Here is a 15,283-nt window from a genome sequence, read left to right as displayed (position 1 = left end):
AATTTTTTATACTGACTTACATTTTAACTAGAGGATTCCAAGAGCTTTTATATCTATATCAAGGCATGAAGCTTTTTTGGTAGATTTTTATGTAAAATAAGTTATACAAAACTACTTTACTAAATAAGCCATGCTTTTTTTAATATCTTAATGCCATCTTCAATCTGCTTTTCTGTTAAACCACCAAAACCTAGTAAAATCATAGGAAATTCACTGCTTAGACACTGATTATAATGAATTGAAGTTGGATAGATTTTTATTTTCACATCATGAGCACATTGAATTAATTCTTCCTCTGTCATTCCATTTTTAACTTTCAATAAAATGTGTAGTCCAGAATTTGCACCTATAACCTCAGTTTTTTCTTTCATATGTTTATCAATTGAGGAAAGCAATATTGAATGTTTTTTACGATATAATGTCCTCATCTTATTTATGTGACTTGAGAAATATCCTTCTTTCATAAATTTATACAGTGTATTTTGATGGAGTCTAGATACGGTTTGTTTATATATTTTCAAATATTTTTGATATTTCTCAATCAAATTTTGAGGCAAAACTAAATAACTTATTCTGATTGAAGGAATTAGAGATTTTGAAAATGTACCCATATAAATAACCTTACCATTCCTATCTAATCCCTGTAAAGAAGGAATTGGCTTACCTCTATATCTAAATTCGCTGTCGTAATCGTCTTCGATTATATAGCCATTTTTTTCTTCACACCATTTCAACAATTCCAATCTTCGAGAAACTGGCATAACCATTCCACAAGGAAACTGGTGAGAAGGTGTAACATAGACAACTTTAGCAGAACTTTTTCTTAAATCTTCTACACAAATGCCATCTTCATCTATTGAAATAGGATGGACATCTAATCCTTGGTCTATAAAAACATTTCTTGCTTTATTAAAACCAGGATTTTCAATTGCATATGTATAGTCTTTACCTAACAGCATACATAATAATATCATTAAATATTGCATGCCTGCTCCAATAATAATTTGTTCTGGAATGCATCTCACACTTCTTGATTGGAAAAGATATTTAGATATTTCTTTACGTAAACATTCCTCCCCTTGAGATTCACCTATTAATAAAAGATTGCTTTGATCCGAATATAAGCATTGGGTTGTTAATTTTCTCCATGTACAGTATGGAAAATGCTCCAAATCAACATTTCCTGAACTAAAGTCAATTAAGTATTTAAATTCCTCATTTAATTTAATGCTTTTATCTGGCTTATTACTAAGTGGTGTATTACATGATAAGTTATCTTCTATTTTTGTTACAAACATACCTATACGAGGTCTACTTTCTACATATCCTTCTGCACATAATTGTTCATATGCAGTTTGAATAGTGTTCTGGCTAATTCCTAGATAAGTTGATAACTTTCTCTTTGATGGCAATTTTGTTTCTGGTTTAATTGTTCCAATCTGTATTTCATGTTTGATATATTCATATAACTGCACATAAAGTGGAGTGTTTTTTGAGTAATCCCAAATAGGCATAATTTCAACCATTATTTATATCCTCCAATAACTGATACTATAAAATATATTAAAACTGATACTTTTGATGATACCATATTGGAATTATAATTTAAAGAAAAGGAGGGGTAATTTATGAGTACTAAATATGTAGTTATTATTCAATGCGATATTGCACATAAAAGGTGCAGTGGATTTGCATGTACAAATGCTTTTTATAATAAGGATGAGGTTTTTAAGGATTATGATGATGATACAAGATATATTTCTTTTACCTGTGGTGGATGCTGCGGAAAGGGAGTTGCCTCCAAATTAGAACATTTCTCCAAGAAGGCATATAAAAAGAATAACATTAGTAAAGATGAGGTAGTAGTTCATTTGGCATCTTGCATGGTAACGGAGAATTACCACTATGATAGATGTCCACATGCAGATTACATAAAAAACATAGTCATAAAGAAGGGTTATAAAAATATAGTTGAGGGGTCCTATATAAGCAATAATGCCGAAAAGAAAAGAGAAGAAGGTATATACAATTGCTATGAGTAGAGTATTTTTATAATTTATACACAAAAATCTCCATCTTTGATATGATTAAAGAACACAACAATACCTTTATTAGCATTGTTGTGTTTTTTTTGCCTATATATAAGTGTAGAATTAATTACGATGAACCATGCTTTTTTATTTTTTAATAGCCTCAAAGTAATTATAAAATTAATTTTTCAATATATAAATCCTTTTCATTCTTTAAATCAACAAAGGAAGTATCGTCAAGTAGCAGTGGTCTTCTTATGTTATTAACATCAACCTGTATTATTTTACATTCTGCTCCATTGTTCAACAGTACATTTTCACCCATATAATAATTTATGACATGATTGAGAAATATATTGCAGTACTCATAATCTAATCTTACCAGGCTTTCTTTTTGAATCAGCTCCAGAGCCTCAAAAGGTTTCTTACTTTTCTTATAAATTCTGTCTGAGTTCACTGCATCAAACACATCTGCAATAGCTATAATTTTTGCAAATTTATGTATCTTGTCTCCCTTTAAACCAAGAGGATAACCTGAACCATCAGATTTTTCATGGTGCATCAGTACACCTAAGCTCACAGATTTGTCAAGAAACTTAATTTGTTTGATATAATTATAACCGATAGCTGGATGATTCTTTATTACATTAAATTCTTTTGAGGTTAAAGGGCCTGGCTTATCAAGAATGTTCTTATCTATTTTTGTTTTCCCAAAGTCATGTAAAATTGCTGAGTAGGTAAGAAGATTTAAATCATTTTTACTAAGACCTATCCATTTTCCTAAAATAGTGCTTAAAGCTGCCACATTAACACCGTGTCTATATATTGTATCGCTTCCGCTTCCATAAATCACAATATCCTTTATAATTGCATTAGTATGTTCTAATTCTTTTTGAATTTTTGAGGCAAACTTTCTCACTTCTGATATACCTGATGACTGTAAATGATCTATGTCTTCAAAAATCTGTTGAGTATCCAAAGAAAGTTTACTAAAATTTTTTTCTACTTTTTCTATAGTTTTTATTCTTTTATCATAATTATTATCTATATCATTGTCATCTTCACAGTAAACTTCTATTTTATTACAAAAATAAATATCTCTTAGCTTATTTATTGCACACTCAGTAATAGGTACACCTTTTTCTATAAGAATTCTTGTTTGTGATTTAATCTCTTTTGCACATATCGTTCCAACTTTCAAGTCGTTAATATTCAAAAGTTTTTTATGTTTTTCCATAACATTAACCTCTATGTTTAATTTTTGCCGTAAGTTTTTTGATATACCTAGTTTGAATAATTATACTTATATGGTTAAAAATTACTTACATAGTGTTTATTATAGTACTAAATGTATATTTTTTCAATATATGGTTATTTGAAGAAGTAAAGCTTTTGAAATCATTACAAAGCAACTTTTTTGAGAGGACAGAGGACAGTGAAGGAGGATTTTTCTCCGTTAGCAAAAAATCAACCTTCACTGTCCTCCGTACTTTGTCAATTGTCCTCTAGATTAAACTTGCCAACTATATCATCAAGTTTTTCAGATATACCCTTGAGTTTTTTCATGCTCATATTTATGCTTTCTATTGAATTGTTTTGTTCTTCAACTGAAGCTGCTAACTCCTGACTTCCTTCAGAGGATTTTTCTGAAATGGAGGATATACTTTCTATGGATTTTACAACTAAATTCTTGTCTGCATCTACTTGATTAATTTTTTCAAACAGGCCATCTATGTTTAAAATAATTTCATCCATGGATTTTTTCATTGTATTAAATGATTCATTGGATTTTTCCATGCTTTCATTGACTTCGGTATTAGTTTTGGCTACACTTTCAACATTTTTTAGTACTGTTTTTATTTCTTCGCTTATTTCATTTACTACTTTGGAAATATTAGTTACAGATTTCTTGGTTTCCTCTGAAAGCAATCGAACCTCTCCTGCTACTACTGAAAATCCTTTTCCTGCTTCACCTGCTCTTGCAGCCTCAATAGCTGCATTTAATGCAAGTAAGTTAGTTTGTTCTGATACTGCCTCTATTTCATCTACTATTTTAACTATTGATTTGGATTTTTCAGCAAGATCATTCATATTCCTTGCTGCTTCCCAAACGGTTTTATTATTATCATTTAGTTTTAAATTTAGTGATTTTATTTCTAATATTCCATTATCGTTTATACTTTTTACATTTGAAAAATGTTCTTTGAATTTATTTGCTTTACCTGCTATATTATTTATTTTATCAGATAAATCATTTAGTTTTTCATTTCCTTTATTTGCTTCACCTGCTTGTAAAACTGAGTCACTAGCCATTTCTTCGGCTGTTTTTGATATTTCTTCTATTGATGTTGAGGATTCATTTAATGCATGCAATATACTATTTGAATACTCAAGCACATCATAAGAACTGTTTTTTATATCTTGAACTACAGAAGTTAAAGTTTTGGAAAGTGATTGTATATCCACTGCTATATCTGCTAATTCATCTCGATTATTAATTACACTATCTAATTTATTTGCATTATAGTTGAAATTCAATTTTCCTATTTGTGCTATTACATGTCTTATATTATCTATAGGTCTTGATATTATGATGGCAACATATCTTGAAAATATAATAGCTGCAACTATGCATATAATGAATATAATTAAGTTTAATGCTATAAGTGAGCGAAGATCTTTTGTGAATTCGCTTTTAGGAACTGCAAATCCAATAGTCCAATTAGATGCATTTACTTTAGAAGCTGAAAAGTATTTGTTTATTCCATCATAATCATCCATATTTATGATTTGTCCATTTTTTTCTGTAATAGTTTTATACTTTCCACCCATAAAGTCATATAAACTTTTAAGCTTGTCCTTTTCAGGTTTTAAATCTTTATAGGGATGAACTAATACATTATTTCTATCATCAATTAAGTAACCATAGCTATTTTCAATTGGTTTTGCTTTTTCTATTACATTTGTAATAGAATCCATTTTTATATCTTCAGAAACTACACCTAGTAATACTCCATCTTTTGATACAGTGGTAGATATTGATACAACCATTTTCTTAGTTACCAGATCATAATAAGGCACATAGACTATTCCATTTTTTGAAATGGCATTTTTGTACCAATCTCTTTTTGTAGGATCAAAATCTGATGGCGGAATCCATCCTGATCCGTCTATATGAGTTTTATTTGTAAATCCCATATATAAATCTGAAATGTTAGGATTTGCTTTAAGCTTTTGCTTAAAATAGTCTGTTAATTTATTATTGTCACCTATTATGTTGTTGTCATACATATTATCCACAATGTCTTTAAATTTTATGGTTTCCTTATCAAGCCATCCATTTACAATTTCAGAATACTTTTCGGATGATATACTCATTTTATTACTATATTGATTTACAAGTATGTTTCTAGATATGAAATAACTTCCGGCAGATGAACAAAATAATAATAAAACAATTAATAGCAGCATTGAAAAAGTTATCCTATTTTTTATACTATTCATACAGCATGCCCCCCAAAATTTGATGTTTTTACGAAATTAATATTTTTTAATGGGTTTATTTGCGAAAATATTAATATTATATTACTATATTTGATACATTTTTGTAACAACCCTTGAGATACGTTAACAATTTGTTAACAATTTACTATATCTTCAAAGTATTTGGTATGATATAATTTTTAAAGGAAATCTTGAGTCGTCAAGGAGGAAGTGCCCAATATGGGAAAAATTGTTGATAAAAAAACATCTTTTCAATTATCAAAATCTAAAAGAAAACTTGCCGTTGCTGCAGTTGCTTTAGGTACTTTTATGTCTGCATTAGATTCCAGTGTAGTAAACATAGCATTACCTAATATAAGCGCTCACTTTAATACAAATCTCTCAACTATTGAATGGGTTGTGATGTCTTATCTCCTTATAATAAGCAGCCTTCTCATTACCTATGGAAGAATGGGAGATATGTATGGCCATAAAAAAGTTTATGTTAGAGGATTTATAATTTTTACTTTAGGATCTTTTTTATGTGGAATATCACCAAATATAATTATTTTAATCATTTCACGTATTATTCAAGCAGTAGGAGCAGGAATGCTTATGTCCATGAGTTCTGCTATTATTACAAATATTACACCGCCAAAAGAACGTGGAAAATCTTTAGGTATCATAGCTGTTTCTGTTTCAATTGCACTTGCCACAGGTCCGGTTATAGGAGGTATTTTAACTTCTCTTTTAGGATGGGAGAGTATTTTCTATATTAATATACCTATTGGAATATTTGGTTGTTTTTTTGCTGAAAAGGTTATTCCTAAAAGTACAATTATTGATAAGCAGCCCTTTGATATAAAAGGCTCTGTACTAATTTTTGCATCATTAATTACCATACTTCTTCCTCTAAGCTATACTGAAACCTACGGATGGGAGAATCCTTATATAATAACCTCACTTATTGGAGGAGTAATGCTGCTTGGTCTTTTTATTTTTGTAGAAAAGAAAACTCAATATCCTATGATGGATTTAACCATGTTTAAAAACAAGCTCTTTTCTATGAGTAATTTATCAGCACTTCTAAGTTTTATAGCACAATTTTCGGTAGTATTAATTATGCCTTTTTACCTACAGCAATTAAGAGGGCTTCCACCATCAAAGGCAGGATTTTTAATGATACCTATGCCTCTTACAACCATGTTTATAGCTCCTATAAGTGGTGCTGTCTCTGATAGAATAGATAGTAGATATATCAGTGCATTAGGTATGGCTATAGCCTCCTTTGGTATCTACCTTTTAAGTAATTTAAAAATTGGATCCTCCCATAGCTATATTGCTATGTCCCTTATGATTACAGGCTTAGGTACTGGCTTATTCCAGACTCCTAACAACAGTGCTATAATGGGTAGTGTTGCAAACAATAGAAGAGGTATTGCTTCAAGTATACTTGCTACTATGAGAAATATAGGAATGGTACTGGGAATAGCAATATCTGGTGCAATTTTTAGTACCCATCAAAATTACTTGCTTAGAACTCTTTCAACAAAAGGATTAAGTTCTAATGAAATAAAGGTTCAAGCCTTTACTGGAGCTCTTCATCTTGCATATACAGTAGGGTCTGCAATAGCATTTGCTGCCATTATAACATCGCTAATAAAAGGTACAACTAAAAAGGTAAATTAAATAATACAGATACTTTCGATATGAGTAAATATCTTGATTTGGTTACTTAATTTGGTTATGTAATTAAAAAGTGGTAACATTTAAAGTAGAAATATTATTTTATGACTAAATTAGGAGGCTAGTATGGTTAAAGTTGATTTAAAAGTTAATCAAGGCAGTCCTCAGTATAGTTGTAGTTCTTGTAGTGATTGCCAAAGTGTTTTTGGAAAGAGTTTATGTTCTATAAAAAATAGAGGATGCTGTTGGTATTTTCCTAAATTTACATTGTATGAAATTCATAAAATGGCAAAAGAGAAAGATGGATTAAAAGTATTAAACAGTATTGTGAATCTTCCAAAAGTAAAAGTTTATAATTATTATATTCACGCAAAGGGGTATTTTGATGAAATAGGGTATAGGAAATATATTAAAACCAGGCATGTATATGATACTTCTGTTAAGGATAAATCTATTTTTTTCAGAGCATGTCCATTTGTAAATCAAGGAATAGGATGTATGCTGCCTGAAAAATATAGAAGCTATGTGTGCAACTTTTTTATTTGTGCTGAAGTAGTAAAAAAGGTACAAAAATATGATGAATTTAAAAATTATATAAATGAGCGCACCAACTATGTTAAGTGGATTGAGTGGGAGAATTTTTCACTTGAAGAATTTTTAGCTGAGAAAAAATTAAATTTGGAGGATAATTTTGAGGAAGTTATAGATATTCTCAAAGATATGCCATTAGAGGAATATGAATTTAGAAGTTTAAAACCAATAGTAGCAATAGAAAAATCTAGTGATTATGGAAAGAAAAAAATTGGGATAAAATAGATTTTTTAAATATGGCAGACTCATACTTGTTTAAAAGTATGAGCCTTTTAAATTTATAAACTGTATTTAGCCACAAAGTCTTGAAATGAACTTAATTTTATTACCTTTTCCAATTCTTCGTCTTCCAAAATATATTTTAAAAACTTTGGATATAATTTTAAAGCCATAATTATATCTTCACAAGCCTTATTTTCTTCACCAATCAAGGCATAAAAACAACTCCTGTTATAATATAAAAAATGTGTTTCGCTGCAATTATTAATTCCACTGGATAAAACTTCTATACCTTTTTTTGTATCTGTATATTTATAGATTACAGCTAAGTTTAAATAACTGTATTCATAATTCTTATCTTTTTCAATTGCTCTTTCGTAGAAGTTAATTGCCTTTTCTATCATATTAAGCTTATAATAAATTACCCCCATATTGAACAAGGCTAAATGATTATTTGAATCTATTTTTAAAGCTTTTGAAAACTTTTTATAGGCAGCACCATTTTCATTTCGTTCTTCATAAATACATCCTAGATTTAAATTTGCCCAAAAATCCATAGGATTTAAATTTAACAATTTTTCATAAGTTTCTATTGCCAAATCTTTTTTTCCAGATACATCATAAACATTGGCTAAGAAAAAATAAGCCTTATGATAGTTTGGATTTATATAAATAGCTTTATTATATAACTTTATAGCTTCTTCATAATTTTCTTCTTCATCATGTATTGTAGCTAAACCATAATAAGCTCTTTCTTCATAATCATCTATGTTTAAAGCTTCTTTATAATAATCTTTAGCTTTCTCTGATTTTCCCAAAGAGTCATATATTAAAGCTAAATTAATTATTGTATCCACATCTTCACCATTTGAAAGTTCATAAGCTTTATTATATAAATCTAGAGCCTTAATCAATTTGTTTTCTTCAAAAGCTTCTTCTGCTTTTTCTAAATATTTATTAATTTGTACATCGTCCTTCATAAATACACTCTTTCTATTATTTTTAATTTAGTTCTTCAATTATAACATTTTTATTATGTCATGTTAACGTAAGTAGAAAATCCGAAAATCTATAAACAAAATTATTCATTATACAAATTATACATTATTTTTTATAATAAGAGAGTAATAAATAAGATATATTTGAAAGGAAGAAGTTATATGAGTAATATTATTTTGATGGTTGTAGATGTTCAAAATGCATTAATTGAGAAACATCCTTATAATGAAAAAGGAGTAATTGAAAATATTAAAAAACTTGTTTCAACTGCAAGAGATAATAAAAAAGAAGTTATATATGTACGTCATGATGATGGAAAGGGCACTGAACTTGAAAAGGGGACAGATGGGTGGCAGATTTATGATGAAATAGCACCTAACAGTGATGAATTAATTTTCGAGAAACAATATAATAGTGCTTTTCATAAAACTGAATTGAAGAAGTATTTAGAGAGCAAGAAGATAGATACCATTATATTAATGGGACTTCAAACAGAATATTGTATTGATGCTACTTGTAAAAGTGCCTTTGATTGTGGATACAAGATAATTATTCCAGAAGAAACAAACTCAACTCTTGACAATGAATATCTATCTGGTGAGAAGCTTTATGAATTTTATAATTATAAGATTTGGAATAATCGTTTTGCCAATGTTATTCCAGTTGATGAGGTAATGAAGGTTTTAATAAATAAGTAGACCTTCTCACATTTCAAGTTTTGAATTAACATAATAAGCACGATGTGACGCAACTTTTTCAGAGGGCAGAGGACAATTGACAGAGGACAGTGAAGGATGATTTTTCTCCGCTTTGCTACGAAAAATCTTCAATTAAGTTTTTGATGACTCGTTTCCCTAAAGCGAAACATTGCTGACTTATATAAATTGGAAGCTTGCTTTGCGTTAGCAAAATAAGTTTAAAAATAAACTAGTTTTCCGACGTAAGGAGGAAAACTTACCTTCACTGTCCTTTGTCCTCTAAAAAATGCTTGTTAGCTATATATAAATTGATGGTTATACTTCTAGCCTTACTGATTACCATCTGTCATAATGTATTCTTTGCTTATTAAATCTATCTTCTGGTTTTCTTTGTTCGTCAGGATATCCAATGGAAATTATTGATAAAGGAATTACACTCTCTGGTAGATTGAGAAGCTCTTTTAATGGAATAATTCTATCTTCTAGTGGGTAGACACCTAGCCATACAGCTCCTAACCCTTTATCTTCAGCAGCTAATAATATATTTTCAGAAGCTGCTGAGCAATCTTGAACCCAGTATCCTTCAAATTTTTCCTTTGCCTTATCTCCACAAACTACAATGGCAACATCGGCATTTAATAGTGGTTTTGAATAAGGATGAAATTCAGTGATTTTTTTCATGATTGCCTTATCTCTTAAAATTATGAAATCCCAAGGTTGTTCGTTTCCTGCAGAAGGTGCTGCCATAGCTGCTCTTAATAAATCTTCAACTATTTCGCTACTTACTTTTATGTCCTTATATTTTCTTATACTTTTTCTATTTAATATTATATTCATATAATAACTCCTCCTTATTTACTAGTATTTTTTAATTGTTCTATTATTATACAAAATAGATTTATCACTATCAAGCAGGCACTTTTTGGTATCGTAGTATAGAAAAGTATAGTGTTTAAAATATGGCAGCAGGTAGTCCACCTTTTGATATAATACCCCATATTCTCTAGTAAATACCTTTGTTACCATGCCAGATACTATTCCTGTTAAAGCAAGAAAAATAGTTATCAATATTTCAAACAAATTTACTGATTGTAAGTTGGACATATACTTCACCTTCTAAACTTTTTCTTGTGAATAAATTTTAATATATAATAAACTAAAATAGTTACTTAAGTTATGAAAAAATATATGACATAGGTAATATATTTACTATGTGTGGCAATCAAATGAGAATGTTAAAAAAATAACAACGATTAATTTTTCAGAAGTATCTGATAAGAAAAAATATTTTTTTTATTAGAGGAAATAATGGAATTAAAAGGTTATTCATACAATGTTTTCATGAATTTACATAACTCATCTGATATTGTTAAAAAAATAACTATTATGGTAATTATGTGAATATTGTGCTAACATTAAAAGTGTTAAGTGGTCATACCATACGTCCACTTTCAAAAAAATGGATGTATGTTTGCTGCTTTACTTATAATAATTTGCTTCAAATTTTTAATTGAAGCATTGAAGCATTGAAGTTTTTGAATTGGCAAGGATAAGGCTAATTACATGTTGATAAAGTCCTTTATAGTTACTGTAAACGTTTTTTACAAGCAATTATATATTTTGTAGTTTTGACTATATTGGATTTTTCAAAAATACTAACTTAGTGGTAGGACCATAATACTATATTACCACTACGCTAATATAAAAACATATGGAAAAGACTATGTAGAATTAATGAAAAATATTAAGTTAGCATTTGATCCTAAAAGCATATTAAATTAAAGGGATTTTGCTAACAAATCATTTATATTTAGAGGAGGGATGAATATGAAATTAAAAAACATAACTCTTGTAAAAAATGAAAAACCAGGTTAGTGAGGAGCAATAAGAACTAAAGCCTTAAATGCACTAAATTCAGGAACTTTAAGAGAATTAGATGCTGATGATGATGAAAAGAAAAATATGACAGCATTTATAGAAAAAAATAGTTAAAAGATAAAATGAGTTTTATGTAATAAATTTTTTTATATTTATGGCAAGTATATACTAAAAGGTAAAGGGGATGAAGGTTATGCAGATTCTAGTATGCGTAAAACAAGTTCCAGATGATTCTGTTGAAATTCATTTGGATAATAAGGTAAAAAAACCTAATTTAAATGGGGTTACTCCGGTAGCCAATGCATTTGACACATATGCATTAGAATTAGCGGTTCGTTTTATGGAAGCGCATGGAGGAAATGTTAGTGTATTAACTGTTGGAGCAGAGGATTCTTTGAATACGTTAAAAAATTGTCTTGCAGTAGGAGCACAGGAAGCATTTTTTATAAAAGATGACTTATATGCAGATTTAGATGCTCTTGGCACAGCTCATGTTTTGGCAGATGCTGTTCATAAGATTGAAAAAGATAAAGATATAAAATTTGATTTGATTCTTTGTGGAAAGGAATCTACAGATGAAATTACTGGTCAAGTAGGAGCAATGCTTGCTGAAGAATTGGGAACAAGCTTTGTCAGCAGTGCAGTTGAAATAAATTTAGAAGAGAATGCTATGAGCGTTCATCAAGAAACTGAAGAAGGATATAATGTAGTTTCTTTAGACTCTCCAGCGGTAATAACAATAAGCAAACCAAATTATGATCCGCGTTATCCTACCATTAAAACTAAGATGAAAAGTCGTAAGGCAGTTATTCCAACTTATTCATCTGCAGAAATTGGAGAGGTAAAACAAGCAAAAGCACGTTGTATTGAATATGTTGAACCTCCTAAGAGAGCAGCTGGTATCAAAATTCAAGAAAAAGATGCAACACTAGCAGTAAGTACTGCTTTAGAGCAAATGAAAAAGGATAAGGCAATCTAATTAAGGGGGGAAAATAAAGATATGAAAGCATTATTGTTTATGGAAACAGATGGTGAAAAAGTTTTAGGTGGAAGCCTTGAATTAATTAGTGCAGCAAAGGCATTAGATGCAGAGGGAACAGCCCTTATAGTAGGCAGCAGAGTAGCAGCTGATACAGTAGCTAATTTGGGAACTCCAGTTATTTTTATAGATGCTGCTGCAGATTGTGATACTTTGACAGAAGTATTATCACAAATGGTTAAGAAAGAAAATCCAGATATTGTTTTATTGTCAAATACATCAATGGCTAAGGATGTTGCACCACGTATTACAGCACGTATGGGTTTAGGCTGTGTAAGTGATGTAATAGGAATGAGTAAAGATGATGGTAAAGTTATATACACTAGACCAGCTTATGGTGGTACAGTTTTAGAACATATTGAAGTAGAAGGCACAGCAGTAGTTACAGTTAGAAGCGGAAGTTTTCCAAAATCTGAAGAAGGTTCTAAGGCAGCCGTTACAGAGAAAAAAGTGGAAATTCCAGCAGGTGCTATTAAGGTAAAAATTGTTGATAAGGTAAAGGACATTTGCGAAGCTGTTAACTTGGAAGAAGCAGAAATTATTGTTGCTGGCGGTCGTGGAATGGGAAATGCAGAAAACTTCAAACTTGTTGAAGAATTAGCAAATGTACTTGGCGGTGTGGTAGGTGCCACAAGACCACCAATTGAAGATGGATGGATTTGTCGTTCACATCAAGTTGGACAATCAGGAAAGATTGTATCACCAAAGCTTTATATCGCATGTGGAATTTCTGGAGCAACTCAACATACATCTGGTATGTCAGGTTCTAATTATATTGTGGCAATTAATAAAGATGAAGAAGCTCCAATTTTTGAAATTGCAGATGTAAGTATTGTTGGAAATGTAAATGAAGTTATTCCAGTTATGATTGAAGAAATGAAGAAAGTAAAAGAAGAAGCAAAATAAAATTTTATGTTCCTTAGGCTAGAAAAGAATTATTAAAAATACAATCTATGGGAAATAATGTTAAATAATCAAGGGAAACGTTATATGATCAAAATATAGATGGTAGTACTAATTAATAAGAAAGTAGTACCATAAAAGTTTGAATAAGGGGAAAAAAGCGATGTTATTTTTTAAATTTTTATTAGCTATGTTACCAATTCTTTGGCTTATAGTGGCATTAAGTAAATTAAAAATGCCAGGTCATAAAGCTTGCTCTATTGCACTTGTTCTTACAGTGATTTTAGCTATTGGTTTTTGGAAATTAAATGTTGTTTATACTGCAACAGCAGTATTAGAAGGATTACTCAATGCTTTGTGGCCAATTTGTTTGGTTATTGTTGCAGCTTTGTTTACGTATAATTTGACTTTACGTACAGGCGCAATGGATTCCATAAAGAAAATGTTGGCTGGAGTTTCTATTGACAAGAGAGTTTTAGTGTTAATTATTGGATGGGGATTCGGTAATTTCATGGAAGGTATGGCAGGGTTTGGCACAGCCGTTGCTATTCCAGCATCTATGCTCGCTGGTGTTGGATTAAATCCATTTGCATCAGTTGTAGCTTGTTTAGTTGCTAATAGTACACCAACTGCATTTGGATCAGTTGGAATACCACTAGTAACACTCTCATCAGTAACAGGAATTGCATCTCACACATTAGCAGCAAATACAGCAATGATTGAAGTAATTCTTGCTTTTATTAGTCCATTTATTATGGTATGTATTGTAGGTGGTGGAATAAAGGCATTAAGAGGAGCATTTCTTATTACGTTAATTTCAGCATTAGCATTTGTACTACCTTGGTATATAACAGCAACAGCAGTTGGAGCTGAATTACCAAATATAGTAGGTTCTATTTGCTGCATGGCATGTACAGTTATTGCAGCAAAAGTCTTTAATAAAAAACCTGAAGATGAGTACAGCATTGAAACTAAGGAAGAAACAGCTTCTTCAGTAACTAAAGAAGAAACAGCTTCAGCAGTAGCTCAAGATAAAGGAGAAACTATAACATTTGGTAAAGCATTACAAGCATGGAGTCCGTTTATTTTAATATTTGTAATGTTAATAATTACATCAACTTTATGTCCAGCAATCAATCATTTAATTGCAAAATACAAAACCGTTGCGGTTGTATATGCTGGTAAAGGCGGAGGTAAATTAACTTTTAGTTGGATCAATACACCAGGTGTTATCATCTTTATTGCTGCAATTATTGGTGGTATTATTCAAGGTGCGAAAGTATCAACCATGTTCGACGTATTGATTGCTACATTAAAAGCAAACTGGAAAGCGATGGCTACAATTTGCGCAGTTATGGCAGTAGCAAAGGTAATGGGCTATAGTGGAATGATTGCAGATATTGCAGGTCTTTTAGTTGTAGTTACAGGAAGAGCATATCCATTGATTTCCCCATTAATTGGAGCTATTGGAGCATTTGTTACAGGCTCAGGTACATCAACTTGCGTTTTATTCGGAGGATTACAAGCAAAAACAGCTACAAGTCTTGGACTTTCTGCATCATGGATGGCAGCAGGCAATGTTCTTGGAGCAGGTATAGGAAAGATGATTTGTCCTCAAAGTATTGCAATTGGTGTAACTGCAATTAACAAATCTGGTTCAGAAAGTAAAGTTTTAGGAAGTGTGTTTAAATATTTTATGATCTATGTAGTTATTGCCGGCATCGTATGTTTTGTAGGAACATTAATATAAACTTTTA

At 30.4% G+C, this 15,283-nt stretch carries 14 protein-coding genes; 8 read left to right on the top strand and 6 right to left on the bottom strand.

The window, feature by feature from the left end:
- Nucleotides 1–119: 119 nt before the first annotated feature.
- Entirely contained in the window at nt 120–1,526 is a 1,407-nt protein-coding gene (gene pdxR / locus Ccar_RS11475) for a MocR-like pyridoxine biosynthesis transcription factor PdxR (RefSeq protein WP_007061084.1), read from the bottom strand.
- A gap of 102 nt (nt 1,527–1,628) precedes the next feature.
- Here pdxR and Ccar_RS11470 point away from each other — a divergent pair, with 102 nt between their 5' ends.
- A complete protein-coding gene (locus Ccar_RS11470) occupies nt 1,629–2,042 on the top strand; it encodes a CGGC domain-containing protein (protein WP_007061085.1) in 414 nt (137 codons plus the stop codon).
- 160 nt (nt 2,043–2,202) lie between these two features.
- Here Ccar_RS11470 and Ccar_RS11465 read toward each other — a convergent pair whose 3' ends face one another.
- Together Ccar_RS11465 and Ccar_RS11460 are read right to left on the bottom strand one after the other, a co-directional pair.
- The gene (locus Ccar_RS11465; protein WP_007061086.1) at nt 2,203–3,267 is read right to left on the bottom strand and encodes an HD-GYP domain-containing protein; all 1,065 of its coding nucleotides are present in this window, start codon (nt 3,265–3,267) and stop codon (nt 2,203–2,205) included.
- A gap of 257 nt (nt 3,268–3,524) precedes the next feature.
- Complete coding sequence (locus tag Ccar_RS11460) at nt 3,525–5,534, bottom strand: methyl-accepting chemotaxis protein (protein ID WP_007061087.1); 2,010 nt, start codon at nt 5,532–5,534, stop codon at nt 3,525–3,527.
- A gap of 219 nt (nt 5,535–5,753) precedes the next feature.
- Here Ccar_RS11460 and Ccar_RS11455 point away from each other — a divergent pair, with 219 nt between their 5' ends.
- Both Ccar_RS11455 and Ccar_RS11450 read left to right on the top strand, forming a co-directional pair.
- Nucleotides 5,754–7,202 carry an MFS transporter gene (locus Ccar_RS11455; RefSeq protein ID WP_007061088.1) on the top strand — a complete coding sequence of 483 codons (1,449 nt, stop codon included), beginning with the start codon at nt 5,754–5,756 and terminating at the stop codon, nt 7,200–7,202.
- Between the two features lie 123 nt (nt 7,203–7,325).
- On the top strand, nt 7,326–8,015 hold the full coding sequence (locus Ccar_RS11450) for a hypothetical protein (RefSeq protein WP_007061089.1): 690 nt from the start codon (nt 7,326–7,328) through the stop codon (nt 8,013–8,015).
- Between the two features lie 53 nt (nt 8,016–8,068).
- Here Ccar_RS11450 and Ccar_RS11445 read toward each other — a convergent pair whose 3' ends face one another.
- Nucleotides 8,069–8,989 carry a tetratricopeptide repeat protein gene (locus tag Ccar_RS11445; RefSeq protein ID WP_007061090.1) on the bottom strand — a complete coding sequence of 307 codons (921 nt, stop codon included), beginning with the start codon at nt 8,987–8,989 and terminating at the stop codon, nt 8,069–8,071.
- A 180-nt stretch (nt 8,990–9,169) separates the two neighbouring features.
- Between Ccar_RS11445 and Ccar_RS11440 the strand changes: the two genes are divergently transcribed.
- On the top strand, nt 9,170–9,706 hold the full coding sequence (locus Ccar_RS11440) for a cysteine hydrolase family protein (protein ID WP_007061091.1): 537 nt from the start codon (nt 9,170–9,172) through the stop codon (nt 9,704–9,706).
- A 336-nt stretch (nt 9,707–10,042) separates the two neighbouring features.
- Here Ccar_RS11440 and Ccar_RS11435 read toward each other — a convergent pair whose 3' ends face one another.
- Nucleotides 10,043–10,543 carry a nitroreductase family protein gene (locus tag Ccar_RS11435; RefSeq protein WP_007061092.1) on the bottom strand — a complete coding sequence of 167 codons (501 nt, stop codon included), beginning with the start codon at nt 10,541–10,543 and terminating at the stop codon, nt 10,043–10,045.
- Between the two features lie 21 nt (nt 10,544–10,564).
- Entirely contained in the window at nt 10,565–10,810 is a 246-nt protein-coding gene (locus tag Ccar_RS11430; protein WP_007061093.1) for a hypothetical protein, read from the bottom strand.
- 630 nt (nt 10,811–11,440) lie between these two features.
- Between Ccar_RS11430 and Ccar_RS27720 the strand changes: the two genes are divergently transcribed.
- From Ccar_RS27720 to Ccar_RS11415, 4 genes are all read left to right on the top strand, one after another.
- Nucleotides 11,441–11,488, top strand: a complete 48-nt coding sequence (locus Ccar_RS27720; RefSeq protein ID WP_237737364.1) for a hypothetical protein — start codon at nt 11,441–11,443, stop codon at nt 11,486–11,488.
- A gap of 289 nt (nt 11,489–11,777) precedes the next feature.
- Entirely contained in the window at nt 11,778–12,563 is a 786-nt protein-coding gene (locus Ccar_RS11425; protein WP_007065012.1) for an electron transfer flavoprotein subunit beta/FixA family protein, read from the top strand.
- Between the two features lie 21 nt (nt 12,564–12,584).
- Nucleotides 12,585–13,529, top strand: a complete 945-nt coding sequence (locus tag Ccar_RS11420) for an electron transfer flavoprotein subunit alpha/FixB family protein (RefSeq protein ID WP_007061096.1) — start codon at nt 12,585–12,587, stop codon at nt 13,527–13,529.
- A 160-nt stretch (nt 13,530–13,689) separates the two neighbouring features.
- Nucleotides 13,690–15,276 (top strand): L-lactate permease, encoded by a 1,587-nt coding sequence (locus Ccar_RS11415; RefSeq protein WP_007061097.1) that lies wholly within the window; start codon nt 13,690–13,692, stop codon nt 15,274–15,276.
- Nucleotides 15,277–15,283 lie beyond the last annotated feature (7 nt).

Origin of the sequence: Clostridium carboxidivorans P7 (genome assembly GCF_001038625.1) — a bacterium.
GTDB lineage: Bacteria > Bacillota > Clostridia > Clostridiales > Clostridiaceae > Clostridium_AM > Clostridium_AM carboxidivorans.
This window is presented reverse-complemented; position numbering and strand designations above follow the sequence as displayed.

Excerpts from the sequence above, each read along its gene's own strand:
- pdxR (WP_007061084.1), bottom strand. The coding sequence starts at position 1,526 with ATGGTTGAAATTATGCCTATTTGGGATTACTCAAAAAACACTCCACTT.
- Ccar_RS11470 (WP_007061085.1), top strand. The coding sequence starts at position 1,629 with ATGAGTACTAAATATGTAGTTATTATTCAATGCGATATTGCACATAAA.
- Ccar_RS11465 (WP_007061086.1), bottom strand. The coding sequence starts at position 3,267 with ATGGAAAAACATAAAAAACTTTTGAATATTAACGACTTGAAAGTTGGA.
- Ccar_RS11460 (WP_007061087.1), bottom strand. The coding sequence starts at position 5,534 with ATGAATAGTATAAAAAATAGGATAACTTTTTCAATGCTGCTATTAATT.
- Ccar_RS11455 (WP_007061088.1), top strand. The coding sequence starts at position 5,754 with ATGGGAAAAATTGTTGATAAAAAAACATCTTTTCAATTATCAAAATCT.
- Ccar_RS11450 (WP_007061089.1), top strand. The coding sequence starts at position 7,326 with ATGGTTAAAGTTGATTTAAAAGTTAATCAAGGCAGTCCTCAGTATAGT.
- Ccar_RS11445 (WP_007061090.1), bottom strand. The coding sequence starts at position 8,989 with ATGAAGGACGATGTACAAATTAATAAATATTTAGAAAAAGCAGAAGAA.
- Ccar_RS11440 (WP_007061091.1), top strand. The coding sequence starts at position 9,170 with ATGAGTAATATTATTTTGATGGTTGTAGATGTTCAAAATGCATTAATT.
- Ccar_RS11435 (WP_007061092.1), bottom strand. The coding sequence starts at position 10,543 with ATGAATATAATATTAAATAGAAAAAGTATAAGAAAATATAAGGACATA.
- Ccar_RS11430 (WP_007061093.1), bottom strand. The coding sequence starts at position 10,810 with ATGTCCAACTTACAATCAGTAAATTTGTTTGAAATATTGATAACTATT.
- Ccar_RS11425 (WP_007065012.1), top strand. The coding sequence starts at position 11,778 with ATGCAGATTCTAGTATGCGTAAAACAAGTTCCAGATGATTCTGTTGAA.
- Ccar_RS11420 (WP_007061096.1), top strand. The coding sequence starts at position 12,585 with ATGAAAGCATTATTGTTTATGGAAACAGATGGTGAAAAAGTTTTAGGT.
- Ccar_RS11415 (WP_007061097.1), top strand. The coding sequence starts at position 13,690 with ATGTTATTTTTTAAATTTTTATTAGCTATGTTACCAATTCTTTGGCTT.